The following is an 18,796-nucleotide window of genomic DNA, read 5'->3' as shown; positions in this document are numbered from 1 at the left end:
CGACGCTGGACACGCGATGCCGGGTCCAATGACCAGCGTCGCGCCGTGCCGAGGAATCCAGCTTCCCCCTCTTGTCATCAAAGGTATTCATGTGCATTACGATAGTAATAGGTTACTCACTTTAAGGAGATGTCGGTCGTGAATGAACGCCCCCAATACCTGCCTGCCGAAGAGCGGCGCGCCGCCACGGTGCAGGCCGTGGTCGACCTGGCAGCCGAGCAGAACCCGGCCGAGATCACGACCACGGCGATTGCCGACCGGATGGGCCTGACACAGGGCGCGCTGTTCCGCCACTTCCGGACCAAGGACGCCATCCTGGAGGCCACCATGTCCTGGGTCAGCGAACGCCTGCTGCTCAGCGTGGACAAGGCCGCGGCTGGCGCGGCGTCCCCCGTGGCGGCGCTCGAAGCCATGTTCATGACGCACATCGACTTCGTGGCCAAGCACCCCGGGGTGCCACGCATGCTGTTCGGCGAGCTGCAGCGCGCCGGCAACACGCTTCCCAAGCGCATGGTGCAGACCCTGATCCGACAGTACGACCAGCGGCTGCGCCGCCTGATGGAAGCGGGCAAGGCGCAGGGTGAACTGGATGCGGAGCTGGACGTGGAAGCCGCTGCCGTGCTGTTCATCGGCACCATTCAGGGCCTGGTGATGCAGTCGCTGCTGGCCGGCAAGGTGAGCCAGATCCGCCGTGCAGCGCCAGCCGTGTTCGCGATCTATCGCCGCGGCATCGAGGCGGCGTCATGAAAGCGCATGAAGCGCCTGTTGTCGACCCACCACGGTCGGATCAGGACGCCACCGAACACTCATCGATCCTGCGCCTGGGAGACCTGTCATGAGCCAACCCACATCGTCTCGCAGCGGGAAACTGCTGATCGTGATCCTGGTGGTCGCGGCGCTGGGCGTGGGCGCCGCGTATTGGTGGATGCAAGGCGCGAATCGGGACAACGGCCCACTGCGCCTGTACGGCAACGTCGACATCCGCGAGGTGCAACTGGCGTTCCGGCAGCCCGGGCGCGTGGCCGAACTGGCATTCGACGAAGGCGATGCCGTCAGCGCCGGTGCCCGCATGGCGACCCTGGATGCCCAGCCCTACCAGGACGCGCTGGCGGCCGCCGAAGCGTCGGTGCAGGTGGCGCAGGCGGAACTCACCAAGTTGCGCCGCGGCCTGCGGCCGCAGGAAGTCACCCAGGCACGCGAAGCGCTCAAGCGCGCGCAGGCCGCCGCCGTCGATGCCGAGCGCAACCACCAGCGGCAGAGCAATTTGCTGGCCTCGGGCGCCAGCAGCCAACGCACCGTCGATGCCGCGCGCGCGGCCCGCGACCAGGCGGCTGCGGGTGTCGAGAGTGCCAAGGCCGCACTCTCGCTCGCTTCCGAGGGCTTTCGCAAGGAAGACATCGACGCCGCGCAGGCACGCCTTGCCGCGGCGCAAGCGGCACGCGAGCAGGCCGCGACTGCCCTGGCCGACACCGAGCTGCTGGCGCCCAGCGACGGCACCGTGATCGCGCGTGTGCGCGAGGCCGGCAGCATGGTCGCCAGCCAGAGCACGATCTACAGCCTGAGCCTGGACAAGCCGGTCTACGTGCGTGCCTACGTGGGCCAGCCGGATCTGGGGCGCATCGCGCCCGGCATGGCGGTGCGGGTCATGAGCGACTCCTCCGACAAGGCCTATCGCGGCCAGATCGGCTTCATCTCGCCACGTGCCGAGTTCACGCCCAAGTCGGTGGAGACCACCGATCTGCGTACCGACCTGGTGTACCGCCTGCGCATCGTCATCGACGCGGCCGACGCCGATGCGGGCCTGCGCCAGGGCATGCCGGTGACCATCGAGGCCGATGCCCCGGCCAGCAGCGGAGCGCCTGCGGGAGCACGCTGAAATGACGGCAAGCCCTGTCGCCACAGATGCGCCGTCCCGAGCGGACGACGGGGTTGCCGTCGTCATCGACGGGCTGGACAAGCACTTCGGCAACGTGCAGGCCCTGCGCTCCCTGAGTGCGCGCATCCACTACGGCCGGCTGACGGGGCTGGTCGGCCCCGACGGCGCCGGCAAGACCACGCTGATGCGCATCCTGACCGGCCTGCTGGTGCCCGACGCCGGCCGCGTCACCCTGGCCGGCTACGACGCGGTGCGCGACAACGACGCCATCCACGTCGCCAGCGGCTACATGCCGCAGCGCTTCGGCCTCTACGAAGACCTGTCGGTGATGGAGAACATGCGCCTGTACGCGCAGTTGCGCGGCATGGACGCCGATCGCAACGCCGAGCTGTTCGCCGAACTGCTCGACTTCACGCGGCTGGGCCCGTTCACCAAGCGGCTGGCCGGCAAGCTGTCCGGCGGCATGAAGCAGAAGCTGGGCCTGGCCTGCGCGCTGATGGCGCGACCCAAGGTGCTGCTGCTGGACGAGCCCGGCGTCGGCGTCGACCCGGTGAGCCGGCAGGACCTGTGGCGCATGGTGCAGGCGCTGACCGACGAGGGCATGGCGGTGGTCTGGTCCACCGCCTATCTCGACGAGGCCGAGCGCTGCGAGAGCGTGCTGCTGCTGAACCAGGGCGAGCTGCTGTTCGACGGCCCGCCGCAGGAGCTGACGCGGCAGCTCGACGGGCGCAGTTTCCGGCTCGAGGACGTGGGCGCCGAGCGCCGGGCGGTGCTGACCGAGGCGCTGGACCTCGAGAGCGTGAGCGACGGCGTGATCCAGGGCGCCGGCGTGCGCCTGGTGCTGCGCGAGGGCGCGGATGCGACGCAGATCCAGGCCCTGGCCGAGCGCGCCCATGTGGAACTGGCCGCGGTGCCGGCGCGCTTCGAGGACGCCTTCATCGACCTGCTCGGCGGCGGCCCCGGCGGCACCTCCGCGCTGGCCGAGCGCCTGCCGCCGGTCGAGCTGGGCTCGGACATCGCGGTGTCCTGCCGCAACCTGACCAAGCGCTTCGGCGATTTCACCGCCACCGACAGCGTCAGCTTCGAAGTGCACAAGGGCGAGATCTTCGGCCTGCTCGGCCCCAACGGCGCCGGCAAGTCGACCACCTTCAAGATGCTGTGCGGCCTGCTCAAGCCCACCGAGGGCGAGGCGCACGTGGTCGGACACGACCTGCGCCACGCCACCGGCGCGGCCAAGAGCCGGCTCGGCTACATGGCGCAGAAGTTCTCGCTCTACGGTCTGCTGTCGGTGCGGCAGAACCTGGAGTTCTCGGCCGGCGTCTACGAGCTCGACGGCGGCACGCGGCGCGAGCGCATCGCCGAGATGATCGAGACCTTCGACCTGGGCGAGTGGCTGCCCGCCACGCCCGATTCGCTGCCGCTGGGGCACAAGCAGCGCCTGGCGCTGGCCTGCGCGCTGATGCACCGGCCGCCGGTGCTGTTCCTGGACGAGCCGACCTCCGGCGTCGATCCGATCACGCGGCGCGAATTCTGGACCCACATCAACGGCCTGGCGCGCAAGGGCGTGACCATCATGGTCACCACCCATTTCATGGACGAGGCCGAGTACTGCGACCGCGTGGCCATGCTCTCGCGCGCCCGGCTGATCGCGCTCGACACGCCCGATGAGCTCAAGCGCAGCGCCGTCAGCGCCGAGCGCCCGGATCCGACGATGGAGGACGCCTTCATCCACCTGGTGGAGTCGGCCGAGCGCGAGACGGAGACCGTCGCGTGAACACCGCCGCGCAGCCCCCTCAGCCTGAGCGGCCGGAGCCGGCCGGCCTGCGCCGCTTCGACCTGCGGCGCCTGCTGGCCTTGATTCACAAGGAAAGCCTGCAGGCCTGGCGCGACCCGTCGACGCTGCTGATCGCCTTCGTGCTGCCGGTGGTGCTGCTGCTGCTGTTCGCCTACGCGGTGTCGCTGGACGCCAGGAACGTGCGCATCGGCGTGGTGCTGGAGTCGCCCGGCGCCTCGGCCCAGTCGCTGGCGGCGGCGTTTGCGGGCACCCGCTTCGTCGACCCGCGCTTCGTGCATGACCGGCGCCAGGTGGCCGACAAGCTGGTTTCCGGCGAACTGCGCGGCTACGTGGTGATCCCGCAGGATTTCGAGCGGCGCCTGGCGCAGCGGGGCAGCGAGCCGCTGGTGCAGGTCGTCACCGACGGCTCCTACCCGAACACCGCCAACTACGTCGAGAACTACGCCCGCGGCGTGGTGCAGACCTGGCGCGCGGGGCTCGACGTCCAGGCAGCGCCCCAGGCCGTGGTGCTGGAGCCGCGCTACCGCTTCAACGCCGAGCTGGAAAGCCGCCGCGCGCTGATTCCCGGCGCCATCGCCATCGTCATGACCATCATCGGCACCATGCTGACCGCGCTGGTGGTGGCGCGCGAGTGGGAGCGCGGCACCATGGAGGCGGTGCTGTCGACGCCGGCTTCGGTGACCGAGATCCTGATCGGCAAGCTGCTGCCCTACTTCGCGCTCGGCATGCTGTCGACGCTGGGCGCCACCGCGCTGGCGGTGTTCGTGTTCGGGGTGCCGCTGCGCGGCTCGCTGGCGGCGCTGCTGCTGCTGTCGGGCGTGTTCATGGTGCCGGCGCTGGGCCAGGGCCTGCTGATCTCGTCGCTGGCGCGCAACCAGTTCCTGGCGGCGCAGATCGCCCTGTTCAGCGGCTTCCTGCCGGCCTTCATGCTCTCGGGCTTCCTGTACGAGATCAACGCCATGCCGGCGCCGATCCGCGCCATCACCTACGCGATCCCGGCGCGCTACTTCGTCGAGACGCTGAAGACGGTGTTCCTGGCCGGCGACATCTGGGCCGTGTTCCTGCCCAACCTGCTGGCGATGGCGGCGATCGGGGTGGTGTTCTTCGTGCTGGCCAAGCGCGCCACGCGCAAGAATCTGGAGTAGCGCCGTGTCCGGATCCACCTTCAGTTTCACGCGCCTGCGGGCGCAGTTCATCAAGGAGGTGCTCAGCGTGCTGCGCGACCCGCGCAGCCGCATGGTGGTGTTCGTGCCGCCGATCCTGCAGCTGCTGATCTTCGCCTTCGCCGCGACGCTGGAGGTGCGCAACGTCGACGTCGCGGTGTACGACCAGGACGCGGGCCGCTGGTCGCACGAACTCATCCAGCGCCTGGACAGCGCCGGCTTCATCACCCGCCTGCGGCACGTGGACAGCCAGCGCCAGCTCGACACGTTGATCGACCGCGGCGAAGTGATCGCGGCGCTTTCGATCCCGGTGGATTTCTCGCGCGCCATCGCCGCCGGCGACAGCGGCCGCGTGCAGGTGCTGGTCGACGGCCGGCGCAGCAACGCCGGCCAGATCACGGTCGCCTACCTCTCGACCATCGCGGCCGACGTCGGCGCCGAGGTGGTGCCGGAGGCGCAGGTGCCGACACCGGTGGTGGCGCGCCACTGGTTCAACCCGAACCTGACCTACCGCTGGTTCATCGTGCCCGGGCTCAGCGGTATCCTGGCGCTGTTCAGCGCGCTGATGATCACTTCGCTGTCGATCGCGCGCGAACGCGAGCTGGGCACCTTCGACCAGCTGCTGGTGTCGCCGACCTCGACGCCGGAGATCATCATCTCCAAGTCGCTGCCGGCGCTGGCGATCGGCACCGCGCTGGGCCTGTTCATGATCGGCGCCGGCGTGTTCCTGTTCGGCATCCCGTTCACCGGCTCGTTCGGCTGGCTGCTGCTCAGCCTGATGCTGTTCATCCTGTCGGTGGTCGGCATCGGGCTGATGATCTCGGCGGTCAGCATGACGCAGCAGCAGGCGATCCTCGGCGCGTTCGCGATCGGCGTGCCGGCGGTGCTGATGTCCGGCTTCGCCACGCCGGTGGAGAACATGCCGCTGGTGCTGCAATGGCTGGCGCAGGCGATTCCGCTCACGCATTTCCTGGTCATCGTCGAAGGCAGCTTTCTCAAGGCCATGCCGGCCAGCGACATCCTGGCCAGTTTGTGGCCGCTGGCCGTCATCGCCGTGATCACGCTGACGATGGCGACCGTGTTCGTCCGAGGACGCCTGCAATGAATTCTGATACCTGCCGCCACCTTGTTCGCCCGGCAAATACCGGGCCAGCGCCCCGGCGCTGGCATCCGCTCGCGCTGGCCCTGTCCGGCCTGCTGCTGACCGCATGCGCCGCCGTCGGTCCCGACTACCAGGCGCCGCCGCCGGTCGACACCGGCTCCGGCTGGACCCTGTCGCTGGCCAGCGCGTCGGAGTCGGCCGAGCTGGTGCGCTGGTGGGCCTCGTTCGACGATCCGGTCCTCGATCGCCTGATCGCGGCCGCGCTGGCGCAGAACCTCGAGCTGCGCCAGGCGGCTGCCCGGGTCGACGAGGCGCGCGCGCTGCGCGACCGCGTGGCGGGCGGACAGTACCCCGCGGTCAGTGCCGGCGCCAGCGTGAACCGACGCCGGCAGAGCGAGAACGGCCCCCTGCCGGTCGGCAGCATCCCCGGGCTCGAGGCCACGCAGACCATCTACGACGCCGGTTTCGACGCGGCCTGGGAGCTCGACCTGTTCGGCGCCCAGCGGCGCGCGCTGGAGGGCGCCGACGCCCGCCTGCAGGCCACCGAAGTCGAGGCCCAGGGCGTGCGCATGCGCATCGTCGCCGAGGTCGCGCGCAGCTGGCTCAGCGCCGTCGGCGCCCGCTACGAATGGCAGGTGCAGCAAGCCACGCTGGACACCTTGCAGCAAAGCCTGGAACTGGTGCGCCTGCGGCACGAGCAGGGCGATGCGTCGGCCGCCGACGTCGACGCGGCGCACGCGCAGTGGGCCGCGGTGAGCGCCTTGCTGCCGGGCATCGAGGCGCGCGAACGCGCGGCGGTGCTCGGCCTGGGCGTGCTGCTGGGCGCGCCGCCGGAGCGTGAGCTGGCCTTGCTGGATGCACCGCTGGCTCCCAGCACGCTGCGCGCGCTGCCGGTCGGCGAGCGCGCCGACCTGCTGCGCCGGCGCCCCGACGTGCTGGCGGCCGAGCGGCGCCTGGCGGCCAGCTCGGCCGACATCGGCGTGGCCACAGCCGAGCTGTTCCCCAAGCTGTCGATCGGGCTCGGCGGCGGCTTCCAGGCACTCAGCACGGGCGACTGGTTCGAGGCCTCCAGCGCGCGCTTTTCCATCCTGCCGCTGATTTCCTGGCGCCTGTTCGACGGCGGGCGCGTGCGCGCCGAGATCCGGGCGAAAGAGGCCGCCGAGCGACAGGCCGCGCTCGCCTACGAACAAGCCGTGCTGGCGGCGCTGGGCGATGCTGAGCGCGCGCTGGGCGACTACCACGCCGGACTGCGCACGCTCGAGCGCCGCTGGCTGGCGCTCGATGCGGCCCGCACCAGCCACGGCCACGCCCGGACGCGCTACGCGGCGGGCGACATCGCCCTCATCGAGCTGCTGGCGGCCGAGCGCAGCGTGCACGAGGCCGAAACCGCCACCGTGCGCGCGCACACCGGCGCAGCCATGCAGCTGGTGGCGCTGTACAAGGCGCTCGGCGGCGGCTGGGAGGCTCCGGCAGCAGCCTCGCGAGGCGTGGGTCCGGTGCGTGATGCCGAGCCGATCGCCAGCGCGCCCGCCACGCCATGAAGCTGAACTTCCTGGGCGCGGCGCGCGAAGTCACCGGATCGTGCTTCCTGGTGCAGGCGGTGAATGCGCGCTTCCTGGTGGATTGCGGCATGGTCCAGGGTGGTCGCGCGGCCTCGGCGCGCAACCAGGAGGACTTCAGGTTCGACCCGGCATCGATCGATTTCGTCCTGCTGACCCATGCCCACATCGACCACAGCGGACTTTTGCCCAAGCTGACGCGTGCCGGCTTCCACGGGCCGATCTACGCCACGCCGGCCACGGCCGACCTGCTCCAGGTGATGCTGCCGGACAGCGCGCACATCCAGGAGAGCGAGGCGAAGCGGGCGTCCAGGCGGTTGCGGGGCGAGGCCAAGCCGACGCCGCTGTATACCCTGCCGGATGCGCACGCCTGCCTGAAGCAGGTGCGAAGCGTGGACTACGAGCGGGAGTTTGCGCCCCGTGTCGGCGTGCGTGTCCGGTTTCGGGATGCCGGACACATCCTCGGATCGGCCATCGTGGAAGTCTGGGTCACGGAGTACGGCCATCCGACCAAGATCGTGTTCAGCGGTGACCTTGGTCAGCCGGGGCGCCCCATACTGCGCGATCCGACACCCATCGAGGACGCCGACATCCTCGTCATCGAGTCCACCTATGGCGACCGCCGGCACAAGGACTTTTCGGCCACCGAAGCGCAGATGATCGGCATCATCGAGCACACCTTGTTCGAGCGTGGCGGCAACGTCATCGTGCCGGCCTTTGCCGTGGGCCGAACCCAGGAGGTGCTCTACCACCTGCACCGTCTCGCCAGCGAAGGACGCCTGCAGCAGCCGACCGTGTATGTCGATTCGCCCATGGCTGCGCAAGCCACCCGCATCACGCGCGAGCATCTTGAATTGTTCGATGAACAGGCCAGGCAACTGGCCGGATGGCACTCGCGCGGCGAGAACCTGCCCCGGCTGCATTTCACCGCGAGCGTCAAGGAGTCCAAGGCGCTGAACCAGATCCGCTCGGGTGCCATCATCATCTCGGCCAGCGGCATGGCCGACGCGGGGCGCATCCGACACCACCTGCGCCACAACCTGCCGCGGCGCGAGTGCAGCGTCGTGTTTCCCGGCTTCCAGGCGCAGGGAACACTGGGCCGCCGCCTGATCGATGGCGCCTCGCGGGTGCGCATCTTCGGCGAGGAAATCCCGGTGCGTGCCGCGATCTACAGCGTGGAGGGTTTGTCGGCGCACGCCGACCAGAAAGCACTGCTGGATTGGGCCCGTGGCTTCACCCGTGCGCCCAGGCAAACCTTCGTGGTGCATGGCGAGCCGTTGGCCGCGCAGGCCTTCGCCCAGCTCCTGCAGCAGCAACTGCGCTGGCAAGTCACGGTGCCCGAGCATGGCCATGCATTGCGCTGGCCGGACTTCCTGCGGACGAACGATGAACCCTCCGCAGGATCCTGATGCGCGCCGGCGCGCCGTTCTTCAATCGTCTCCATCCTGTTCCACCTCGGGTGAACAAGCTCTCTGGGAAGCGACGCGTGAACAGCGCTTTGGCCCTTCATTCAGCCTCGATTCCTGCGGCCTTGATGACCTTGCCCCACTTGGCTGTTTCTGCGTGCTGGAACTTCGCCAATTCCTCCGGTGTCGTGGTCCACGCTACCGAGCCACTGCCGTCAAAGAAGCTCTTGGCTGCCGTGCTTCGCGCGGCGTTCGCCAGCAGATCGCGGAGTTTCCCGACCACGGCTGGCGGGGTGCCGGCGGGAGCGTAGGCAGCAAACCAGTAGCCCATGTCGTAACCCTTCACGCCGGCTTCCGCGATCGTCGGCACGTCTGGAAGCAGTGCGTTGCGCTCGGTGGTAGATACGCCCAGCGCCTTCAGCTTGCCGCCCTTGACCTGCGGCACGCCGGTGGAGGTGTCGGTGATCATGAAGTCGATCTGCCCGCCCAGCAGGTCGGTGATGGCGTTCGGATTGCTCTTGTAGGGCACATGCAGGATGTCGGTGTTCGTCAACTGCTTGAACATCTCACCCGCAGTTCGGCTTGACGAGCTGCCGCTTCCAAAAGTGAGCTTGCCAGGCGCCTTCTTGGCCGCAGCGACCAGATCCATCACGTTGCCGTAGGGTGCATCGGTGCGCACGACCAGGACCTGACCGCCCTTGCCAAGGCCCGTGATCGGAGCGAAGTCCTTGACCGGGTCGTAGCTGAGCTTCTTGTACAGGTGCTCGTTGGCGGCATGCGTGGTGTTGGTGGTGATCAGCACCGTGTAGCCGTCGGCGGCTGCACGCGCGACGTGCGCTGCCGCAATCTGGCCACTGGCACCCCCCTTGTTGTCGACGACGACGGCTTGCTTGGCCTGATCGGACACCGATTGACCCAGCGCGCGCGCCAGCTGATCGGTGGCACTACCAGCGGCAAACGGCACGATGAAGGTAATGGTCTTGGTGGGGAAGTCCTGCGCCAGCGCACTGGCCGCGAACAGCAAGGAGGTGGCAGCGATTGCCATGTTGCGGAACTTGGTCATGAATATGTCTCCTGTGACGAAGTGGGTAAGAGAGAAACGAGCCTTCAGCGGTCGCTGTGCCCGGCGAGATGCGCAACGAGATCGAGAGGTACCTGGATCGGTATCTCGAGCAACCAGTAGGAAAGTGACTTGCCGTGTGTATCCAGATTGAGGGCGTCGTTGACACCTCCGTCCAGCACATCGTCGAGCACGAAGTTCATGGCGTGCAGGCGTGGCAGCAGATAGCGGCGCACCTGGCTCGGTCTGCGTGCCATGAAGCGATCGGTCACGGCCTGGGCTGTGACCTGGTCAACCAGCAACGGCCACAACGCCGGATGCCATGCGATCACGCTGATGTTGGAGCGGTTGCCCTTGTCGCCGGTGCGGCCGTGGGCGGCTCGGTGGAGCGGAACGGTCACGGTCTTGGTCATGCCGCACTTCCTGCGTGGACGATCTCGTGGCGGGTCGGCACGGCCTCGCGTGGCAGCGTGCATGAAACGGTGTTCAAGCGTGCAGTGAGTGCTGTCCGCACGCCGCCGCCGCCGGCCGGTCCACAGGTATACAGTGCTGTGACCTCACGCGTGAGCCGCTCGGCCACATGCCGCTCGTCGTGCGTGGCGGCCACGCGCAGACGCACGTCTCGGGCATCACCATTCGGCGTGGCGGAGAGCAGGCGCCCAGCGTCGTCGCCGAAGACGCTCAACACGCCGATCAGGTCGACACGCAGCTCCAGATCGGGCAGGCGCTGGCGCAGGATGTCGGCAGCCAGCCGGGCCCGCGTTTCCGCACGAGCGCCGGCGTACGAGATCTCGCCCTCTGCCAACCAACCGCCTTCATGGCAGACGTTCACCTTCAACTCGGTTGGCCGTGGGTGGCCGCGGACACCGCTCACGCGGACACGGTCCTGATCCACGGCGCTGACCTCCGCCTCGCTGATATCCGCGACCACATCGGGGGTCAGATAGGCCTCAGGGTCGTGCACCTCGTAAAGCAGTTGCTCCGTTACGGTGCGCTCGGTCACCAGGCCGCCGGTGTGGTCCGCCTTCCCGACGATGAAATGGCCGTCGGCTTCGATTTCCGCCACCGGAAAGCCGATGTGGGCCATGTCGGCGACATCCTTGTAGCCGGGGTCGGCGAAATAGCCGCCGCAAACCTGTGCACCGCATTCGAGTAAGTGCCCGGCCATGGTTGCCCGTGCCAGGCGATTCCAGTCGTCGGCGGCCCAGCCGAAGTGCGCCAGCGCGGGACCGACCGCCAGCGAGGGATCGGCAACACGCCCACAAACCACGATCTGTGCGTCGTCGCGCAGTGCAGCGGCGATCGCCTCGGCGCCGATATAGGCGTTGGCGCTGACGACCCGCAGTCCGTCCAGCGTACTGCCGAGTCGCTCACGCAGCAGTGCCTGCTGTGCCGGCGCCGCGAGATCATCGCCCTCAACCACCGCAATGCGAGGCTGCGGCACGCGCAGTTCGCGTGCCATGCGGGCGATGTGCAACGCAGCCCCTCGGGGGTTGGCTGCACCGAAGTTGCTGACGATGCGGATGCCCGCGGCCAGGGCGCGTGCCAGCACCGGGCGCAGCATCTCATCAAGCAGCGGTTCGTAACCTGCGGCAGGATCAGCGCGCTTGCGCAGCTGGGCCAGCGCCAGCGTGCGTTCCGCGAGCGTCTCGAAGATGAGAAACGCGCGCTGCCCCGTTGGGCCGCCTTGCAGGCGAGTGATCAAGGTGTCGACAACCGGGCCAGCAGCATCCGTGCGGTCACCTGAGAACCCTGCGGCGCAGCCGATCAGCAAAGGGGAGGGTGATGAACTTACCATGTCCTAGCGGTGTTTCCAGCCCAATGTAAGCTTCGCGAAATGATCCGTAAAATAGAAAGTTCTGATCATTTGATCTGTTATCCAAATAAGTGGACCGTCCGGACTTCTCCACGCGCCAGTTGCGTGCTTTCGTGTGTTTGGCGGAGTTGCTCAACTTCACGCGTGCGGCGCAGGCCTGCCATCTGTCGCAGCCAGCCTTCAGTGCGCTGATCCGCGGCCTGGAAGAATCCGTCGGCGTGCGCCTGTTCGACCGCGACACGCGCCGCGTGCGACTGACGGTCGAGGGCAAACGCTTCGAGCAAGCCGCGCGGCGCCTGCTTCAGGACACCCGGTTGGCTCTTGCGGACCTCGCCGACCATGTGGAGCGCCGTCGGGGGCGTGTCCACCTGGCCGCTCTGCCCTCGCTGTCGGCAGGCTGGTTGCCGGAGGTGTTTGCGGATTTCCGGGCGCGCTTTCCGGGGATTGAATTGCGCCTGTCCGATGTGCTGTCCGATCCGTGCATCGAACTGGTGCGAAGTGGCCAGGCTGACTTCGCACTGGCTTCGGGCGCGCTACCGGTCAATGGTGTGGATGGACTGGTGTCGCGTGTCTTGCGCAGCGACGGCTTTCATTTGTTGTGCCCGGCGGGACATCCACTGGCACAGCAACGACGCCTGACACTCGCGTCGCTCGCGGGGTATCCGTTCATCCAGATGGCTCGCAGCACAAGCGTTCGTCAGGCGCTCGATGCAGCACTGCATCCGTTGTCCATGAAGACGATCTTGGAGGTGGAGCAGTTGGCCACTGTGGGCGGCATGGTCGAGGCAGGGCTGGGAATCAGCGCCGTCCCGACGCTCACGCTGTATCAGTTCCGCAGTCCTCGCATCGTGGTGCGTCCGCTCCCACTGCCCACGCTGACCCGCTCGATTGTCTTGATACGCCGCGATGCCAGTCTGTCCAGTGCTGCGCAGGCCATGCACGATCTGGTCGTGGAACGCTTTGGGGCGCGCCCTGGTCGCGAGACAAGCTCCGACAGGCTCGGGTAGAGCGAGGTTTCTCATCCAGGTTCTCGGCTCGGTTGCACGCAGACGGTGGATCGCGAGCCGTGCCGGCTGTGCATCGACGGCCTTGACTCGACGTGCGGTCAGATCAACATGGCGCTGCGCCGCACCCATGTGTGCCGGGTGCGGTCGCTGCTTGCTGATCGATGAACACGCACGCGGTACCCTTCGGCCCTGACCACAGTCCGACGGCGACAACCGATTCATGACCGATCCAGCAAACAACGCAACCACCACCGCACTCGCCAGCGAAGCACCCCTGCTCGAAGACATCCGCCTGCTCGGTCGCCTGCTGGGTGACGTGATCCGCGAACAGGAGGGCGCGGCGACCTATGAGCTGGTGGAGCAGATCCGCCAGCTTTCGGTCGCCTTTCGCCGGGACGAGGATGCGGCCGTGGAGAGCCGATTGAAGACGCTGCTCGAATCGCTGAGTGCCGCGCAGGCGAGCAGCGTGATTCGCGCCTTCACCTATTTCAGCCACCTCGCCAATCTGGCCGAGGACCGCCACCACGTGCGCCGCCGCATGCTGCACGAAAGCCAGGGCACGCTGCACGAGGCCGGCTTGGCGCATTCGTTCCAGCGGCTGCGGCAGGCTGGGGTGCCGGATCCGGCGATCACCGGCATGCTGGCGCAGGCGCACCTGTCACCGGTGCTGACGGCGCACCCGACCGAGGTGCAGCGCCAGAGCATCTTGCAGGCCGAGCGCGCCATCGCCCGCCTGCTGGTGCAGCGCGATGCCTGCCGCGCCGAGGGCGCGGCGGCGCTGGCCGCCAACGAGGCGCAAATCCGCGTGCGCGTGCTGCAGCTGTGGCACACGCGGCTGCTGCGCTTCAGCAAGCTGACGGTGCACGACGAGATCGAGAACGCGCTCGGCTACTACCACGCCACCTTCCTGCGCGAGATCCCGCGGCTCTATGCTGCGGTCGAGGCCGAGTTGCCCGGCGAGGACGTGGGCGATTTCCTGCGCATGGGCCACTGGATGGGCGGCGACCGTGACGGCAATCCGAACGTGTCGGCGCAGACGCTCGCCGAGGCGCTGTGCCTGCAGGCCGACGTGGTGCTGCGCCACTACCTGACCGAGGTGCACCGGCTCGGCGGCGAGCTGTCGATGTCGGGCTTGCTGGTGCCGCCGACGCCGGCCATGCAGGCGCTGGCCGAGGCCTCGCCCGACACCAGCCCGCACCGCGCCGACGAGCCGTACCGGCGCGCGCTGATCGGCATCTACGCCCGCCTGGCGGCGACGCTGAAGCAGCTGGCCCAGGGCGATGCGGCACGCCACGCGGTCGAGCCGCAGGACCCCTACTCTGACGCCCAGGCGTTCCTAGACGAACTGAAAATCATCGCCGACGCACTGGCGGCGTCCTCGCTGCAGGCGCTGGCCGGCGAGCGCCTGCAGGCGCTGATGCGCGCGGTGCGCGTGTTCGGCTTCCACCTGGCGACGGTGGATCTGCGGCAGAGCTCAGACCAGCACGAAGCGGTGGTGGCCGAACTGCTGAAGGTGGCGGGTGTCGAGGCCGACTACGCCGGCCTCGACGAGGCGCGGCGCTGCGAGCTGCTGGTGCGCCTGCTGCGCGAGCCGCGGCCGCTGCGCGTGCCGCTGGCTGCCTACAGCGACTGGACCAGCGCCGAGCTGGCGATCTTCGAGACCGCGCGCCAGCTGCGCCAGCGCTATGGCGCCGACGCCATCCGCCATTGCATCATCAGCCACACCGAGAGCGTGAGCGACCTGCTGGAGGTGCTGCTGCTGCAGAAGGAGGTCGGCCTGATGCGCGGCGTGCTGGAGCCGGGCGCAGGCGGGAAGGGCACCGCCATGGCCGAACTGATCGTGGTGCCGCTGTTCGAGACCATTGCCGACCTGCGCCAGGCCGCCGACATCATGCAGGCGTTCTACGCCATCCCCGGCGTGCCTGAGCTGGTGCGTGCCAGCGGCGGTGTGCAGGACATCATGCTGGGCTACTCCGACAGCAACAAGGACGGCGGTATCTTCACCAGCAACTGGGAGCTGTACCGGTCCGAGGTGGCGCTGGCGCGCTTCTTCGATTCGCCTGTGGTGCGGGGCGAGGACGGCGCGGCGCCGCGCATCCGCATGCGCCTGTTCCACGGCCGCGGCGGCACCGTGGGGCGTGGCGGCGGGCCCAGCTACCAGGCCATCCTGGCGCAGCCGCCCGGCACGGTGCGAGGGCAGCTGCGCCTGACCGAGCAGGGCGAGGTGATCGGTGCCAAGTACGCCAACCCCGAGATCGGTCGCCGCAACCTGGAGACGCTGGTCGCCGCGACGCTGGAAGCCACCCTGCTGCCGCCGGCGCAGGCGGTGCCGCCGGAGTTCCTGGCCATGGCCGAGGCGATCTCCGAGGCCGCCATGCGCGCCTACCGCACGCTGGTGTACGAAACGCCCGGCTTCGCCGACTACTTCTTCGCCGCCACGCCGCTGCGCGAGATCACGCAGCTCAACATCGGCTCGCGTCCGGCCTCGCGCAAGGCCACGCAGCGCATCGAGGACCTGCGCGCCATTCCCTGGGCCTTCAGCTGGGGCCAGTGCCGCGCCACGCTGCCCGGCTGGTATGGTTTCGGCAGCGCCGTCGCCGAGATGCTGGGCGATGCAGGCGATTCACCAGTCTCGGACAAGGGTTTGCTGCTACAGAAAATGTATCGGGACTGGCCTTTCTTCGCCACCCTGCTGTCGAACATCGACATGGTGCTGGCCAAGAGCGACCTGGCGCTGGCACGCCGCTACAGCGAACTGGTGCCCGATGCCGAACTGCGCCAGCGCGTCTTCAGCGCGATCGAGGCCGAATGGCACCGCACCGTGGCGGCGCTGGAGCGCATCACCGGCGACCGGCAGCGCCTGGCCGGCAACCCGGCGCTGGCGCGCTCGATCCGCCACCGCTTTCCCTACATCGACCCGCTGCACCATCTGCAGATCGAGCTGATCCGCCGCCACCGCGCCGGCAGCACCGAGGAGCGCCTGCAGCGTGGCATCCACATCGCCATCAACGGCATCGCGGCGGCCTTGCGCAACACTGGTTGAGGCTGTTCGCTGCGGCGGTGCCGGGCGTGTGCCGATCAGCAGGCAGACGGGTTCAGCCCGATGCAGCCGGGGCTTCGACGGGCGCCTGCCCGGCGTCGCTGCCGGTGCCTGCGTGCAGCTCACCGAACTCGGCGGCCAGAAAGGCCTCGCCGCGCTCCAGCATGAAGTAGCGGAACGCCTCGGCCGCCGGCGACAGCAGCTTGGCCATGCTGTGCACGCAGTTCCAGGCCCGCACGACCGGGCTGCCATGCACGTCGAGCACGGCGATCAGGCCTTGCCGCACTTCCAGGCCGATGGTGTGCAGCGACAGGAAGCTGATGCCCATGCCGGCCATCACGGCCTGCTTGATGGTTTCGTTGCTGGACATCTCCATCGCCACGTTCACGCTGCTGCGCCGCTCGTCCAGAAAGCGCTGCAGCGCCGCCCGCGTGCCGGAGCCGGGCTCGCGGCTGATGAAGGGGTATTCGCGCAACTGCTGCGGCGCCAGCGTGCCCTGTTGCGCGAACGGGTGTCCGGGTGCGGCGATGAACACGTGCGGGTGCGCCGCGAAGGGCTCGGCGCGGGTGGCGAACTCCTTCGGCGCGCGGCCCATGATGGCGATGTCCACCTCGCCAGCCTGCAGCATCTTCACCAGCTGCTCGCGGTTGCCCACCGCCAGGTGCAGCTCGACGCCCGGGTGGTCCTGCCGGAACCGGGCCAGCAGGCGCGGCAGGAAGTACTTGGCCGTGCTGACCATGCCGATGGTGAGCTGACCGGCCTCCAGCTTGCGCAGCCGAGCCACGGCATCCTCGGCCTCCTTCAGGCTGGCCAGGATGCGGCGCGCATAGACCAGCACGTACTCGCCCGCCGTGGTCAGGGCCACCTTGCGGCCGCTGCGCTCGAACAGCGGCAGGCCCACGTGGGCTTCCAGCTCCTTGATCTGCATCGACACCGCCGGCGGCGTCAGGTGCAGCACGCGCGCCGCCTCGGCAAAGCTCTGGTGGCGCGCCGCCTCGCTGAAGACACGGAACTGCCTGAGGGTGGCGTTTTTCATTAAAAAAACGTTAACTATGGGGAAACGAAAACTGACTTTACCTTAATTGATCATGTTTCTACAGTGGCACCAGTCCCGACCAAACCGCGCAGGAGAGCCGCATGAACGCCATCACCAAGGAAGAGACCGGTCAGATCACCGATGCCAGGAAGCGCTACAGCGCCGGCGTGCTGAAGTACAAGCAGATGGGCTACTGGGTGCCCGACTACCAGCCCAAGGACACCGACACCCTGTGCCTGTTCCGCATCACGCCGCAGGAAGGCGTCGACCCCGAAGAGGCGGCTGCCGCAGTCGCGGGCGAATCCAGCACCGCCACCTGGACCGTGGTCTGGACCGACCGCCTCACCGCCTGCGACAGCTACCGCGCCAAGGCGTACAAGGTCGAGCCGGTGCCGAACACCCCCGGCCAGTACTTCGCCTGGATCGCCTATGACCTGATCCTGTTCGAGGAAGGCTCGATCGCCAACATGACGGCCAGCCTGATCGGCAACGTGTTCTCGTTCAAGCCGCTGAAGGCTGCCCGGCTGGAGGACATGCGCATCCCGATGGCCTACGTCAAGACCTTCAAGGGCCCACCCACCGGCCTGATCGTCGAGCGCGAGCGCCTCGACAAGTTCGGCCGCCCGCTGCTGGGCGCCACCACCAAGCCCAAGCTGGGCCTGTCGGCGCGCAACTACGGCCGCGTGATCTACGAGGGCCTGAAGGGCGGCCTGGACTTCATGAAGGACGACGAGAACATCAACTCGCAGCCCTTCATGCACTGGCGCGACCGCTTCCTGTACGTGATGGACGGCGTCAACAAGGCCAGCGCCGCCACCGGCGAGGTGAAGGGCAGCTACCTGAACATCACCGCCGCGACCATGGAAGACATGTACGAGCGCGCCGAGTTCGCCAAGGACCTGGGCAGCGTGGTCGTCATGGTCGACCTGGTGATCGGCTGGACGGCCATCCAGAGCATGGCCAACTGGTGCCGCAAGAACGACATGATCATGCACATGCACCGCGCCGGCCACGGCACCTACACGCGGCAGAAGAACCACGGCGTGAGCTTCCGCGTGATCGCCAAGTGGCTGCGCCTGGCCGGCTGCGACCACCTGCATACCGGCACCGCGGTCGGCAAGCTGGAGGGCGACCCGCTCACCGTGCAGGGCTACTACAACGTCTGCCGTGACAGCTACACCCGAACCGACCTGCCGCGCGGCCTGTTCTTCGACATGGACTGGGCCGACACCAAGAAGGTCATGCCCGTGGCCTCGGGCGGCATCCACGCGGGCCAGATGCACCAGCTGCTGGAACTGTTCGGCGACGACGTGATCCTGCAGTTCGGCGGCGGCACCATCGGCCACCCGCAGGGCATCCAGGCCGGCGCCGTGGCCAACCGCGTGGCGCTGGAGGCCATGATCAAGGCGCGCAACGAGGGCAAGGACATCGCCAACGAAGGCCCGCAGATCCTGAAGGACGCCGCCAGGCACTGCGGCCCGCTGAAGGCCGCGCTGGATACGTGGGGCGACATCACCTTCAACTACGCGAGCACCGACACCAGCGACTACGCCGTCACGCCGGCTGTGGCCTGAAAAGGCATCCAGCCGCCGCCAAACAAGCGCAACAAGCTATTAAATCAGGAGCACTAGCCATGATGACCAACCCCACCGGCCGCCTCACGCAAGGCCAGTTCAGCTTCCTGCCCGACCTGACCGATGCCGAGATCACGGCGCAGATCGAATACGGCCTGAACAAGGGCTACGCCTGGAGCGTGGAATACACCGACGACCCGCACCCGCGCAACACCTATTGGGAGATGTACGGCATGCCGATGTTCGACCTCAAGGACGCCGCCGGCGTGCTGGGCGAGCTGAAGGATTGCCGCAAGGCTTTCCCCGGCCACTACATCCGCCTGATGGCCTTCGATTCCACGCGCGGCGTGGAAAGCATCGCC

Annotated in this window: 15 protein-coding genes; 11 read left to right on the top strand and 4 right to left on the bottom strand. The window is 68.2% G+C overall.

Annotated elements, in window-relative coordinates; translation table 11 throughout:
* The first annotated feature begins 138 nt into the window (after positions 1 to 138).
* From PK606_RS08580 to PK606_RS08550, 7 genes are all read left to right on the top strand, one after another.
* Entirely contained in the window at positions 139 to 747 is a 609-nt protein-coding gene (locus tag PK606_RS08580; RefSeq protein ID WP_324562798.1) for a TetR/AcrR family transcriptional regulator, read from the top strand.
* An 88-nt stretch (positions 748 to 835) separates the two neighbouring features.
* Positions 836 to 1,876, top strand: coding sequence for a secretion protein HlyD (gene hlyD / locus PK606_RS08575; RefSeq protein ID WP_324562795.1), 1,041 nt, complete (start codon positions 836 to 838; stop codon positions 1,874 to 1,876).
* A 1-nt stretch (position 1,877) separates the two neighbouring features.
* Complete coding sequence (locus PK606_RS08570) at positions 1,878 to 3,650, top strand: ATP-binding cassette domain-containing protein (RefSeq protein ID WP_324562793.1); 1,773 nt, start codon at positions 1,878 to 1,880, stop codon at positions 3,648 to 3,650.
* Positions 3,647 to 4,816 (top strand): ABC transporter permease, encoded by a 1,170-nt coding sequence (locus PK606_RS08565; RefSeq protein ID WP_324562791.1) that lies wholly within the window; start codon positions 3,647 to 3,649, stop codon positions 4,814 to 4,816. Before PK606_RS08570 ends, PK606_RS08565 begins: the two co-directional genes overlap by 4 nt.
* A 4-nt stretch (positions 4,817 to 4,820) precedes the next feature.
* Positions 4,821 to 5,939 carry an ABC transporter permease gene (locus PK606_RS08560; protein WP_324562789.1) on the top strand — a complete coding sequence of 373 codons (1,119 nt, stop codon included), beginning with the start codon at positions 4,821 to 4,823 and terminating at the stop codon, positions 5,937 to 5,939.
* The gene (locus PK606_RS08555; RefSeq protein WP_324562787.1) at positions 5,936 to 7,477 is read left to right on the top strand and encodes an efflux transporter outer membrane subunit; all 1,542 of its coding nucleotides are present in this window, start codon (positions 5,936 to 5,938) and stop codon (positions 7,475 to 7,477) included. The genes PK606_RS08560 and PK606_RS08555 overlap by 4 nt, the downstream gene beginning before the upstream one ends.
* Positions 7,474 to 8,904: an MBL fold metallo-hydrolase RNA specificity domain-containing protein gene (locus tag PK606_RS08550; protein ID WP_324562784.1), complete on the top strand. Its 1,431-nt coding sequence runs from the start codon at positions 7,474 to 7,476 to the stop codon at positions 8,902 to 8,904. The genes PK606_RS08555 and PK606_RS08550 overlap by 4 nt, the downstream gene beginning before the upstream one ends.
* Positions 8,905 to 9,001: 97 nt before the next feature.
* Here the strand turns inward: PK606_RS08550 and PK606_RS08545 are convergent, their stop codons facing one another.
* Genes PK606_RS08545 through PK606_RS08535 form a run of 3 tightly spaced genes read right to left on the bottom strand, consistent with a single transcriptional unit; the run spans position 9,002 to position 11,759 of the window.
* Positions 9,002 to 9,964, bottom strand: a complete 963-nt coding sequence (locus tag PK606_RS08545; RefSeq protein WP_324562782.1) for a Bug family tripartite tricarboxylate transporter substrate binding protein — start codon at positions 9,962 to 9,964, stop codon at positions 9,002 to 9,004.
* Between the two features lie 44 nt (positions 9,965 to 10,008).
* Entirely contained in the window at positions 10,009 to 10,374 is a 366-nt protein-coding gene (locus tag PK606_RS08540) for an AtuA-related protein (RefSeq protein ID WP_324562780.1), read from the bottom strand.
* Positions 10,371 to 11,759, bottom strand: a complete 1,389-nt coding sequence (locus PK606_RS08535; protein ID WP_324562778.1) for an acyclic terpene utilization AtuA family protein — start codon at positions 11,757 to 11,759, stop codon at positions 10,371 to 10,373. The genes PK606_RS08540 and PK606_RS08535 overlap by 4 nt, the downstream gene beginning before the upstream one ends.
* 89 nt (positions 11,760 to 11,848) lie before the next feature.
* Here PK606_RS08535 and PK606_RS08530 point away from each other — a divergent pair, with 89 nt between their 5' ends.
* Together PK606_RS08530 and ppc are read left to right on the top strand one after the other, a co-directional pair.
* Positions 11,849 to 12,784, top strand: coding sequence for a LysR family transcriptional regulator (locus tag PK606_RS08530; RefSeq protein ID WP_324562776.1), 936 nt, complete (start codon positions 11,849 to 11,851; stop codon positions 12,782 to 12,784).
* A 220-nt stretch (positions 12,785 to 13,004) separates the two neighbouring features.
* Positions 13,005 to 15,827 carry a phosphoenolpyruvate carboxylase gene (ppc, locus tag PK606_RS08525; RefSeq protein ID WP_324562773.1) on the top strand — a complete coding sequence of 941 codons (2,823 nt, stop codon included), beginning with the start codon at positions 13,005 to 13,007 and terminating at the stop codon, positions 15,825 to 15,827.
* A 52-nt stretch (positions 15,828 to 15,879) separates the two neighbouring features.
* On the opposite strand, the gene PK606_RS08520 is transcribed toward ppc, so the two are convergent.
* Positions 15,880 to 16,860 carry a LysR family transcriptional regulator gene (locus tag PK606_RS08520; protein ID WP_324562771.1) on the bottom strand — a complete coding sequence of 327 codons (981 nt, stop codon included), beginning with the start codon at positions 16,858 to 16,860 and terminating at the stop codon, positions 15,880 to 15,882.
* A 101-nt stretch (positions 16,861 to 16,961) separates the two neighbouring features.
* On the opposite strand from PK606_RS08520, the gene PK606_RS08515 reads away from it, so the two are divergent.
* Together PK606_RS08515 and PK606_RS08510 are read left to right on the top strand one after the other, a co-directional pair.
* Complete coding sequence (locus PK606_RS08515) at positions 16,962 to 18,434, top strand: form I ribulose bisphosphate carboxylase large subunit (RefSeq protein ID WP_324562768.1); 1,473 nt, start codon at positions 16,962 to 16,964, stop codon at positions 18,432 to 18,434.
* 59 nt (positions 18,435 to 18,493) lie between these two features.
* Positions 18,494 to 18,796: ribulose bisphosphate carboxylase small subunit (locus PK606_RS08510; protein ID WP_324562766.1), on the top strand; the 303-nt coding region annotated here is incomplete at its 3' end.

It is taken from the genome of Ottowia sp. (assembly GCF_035444425.1).
Taxonomy (GTDB): domain Bacteria; phylum Pseudomonadota; class Gammaproteobacteria; order Burkholderiales; family Burkholderiaceae_C; genus Ottowia.
The sequence above is the reverse complement of the archived record's forward strand: the minus strand, read 5'-3'. Positions and strand labels throughout refer to the sequence as shown.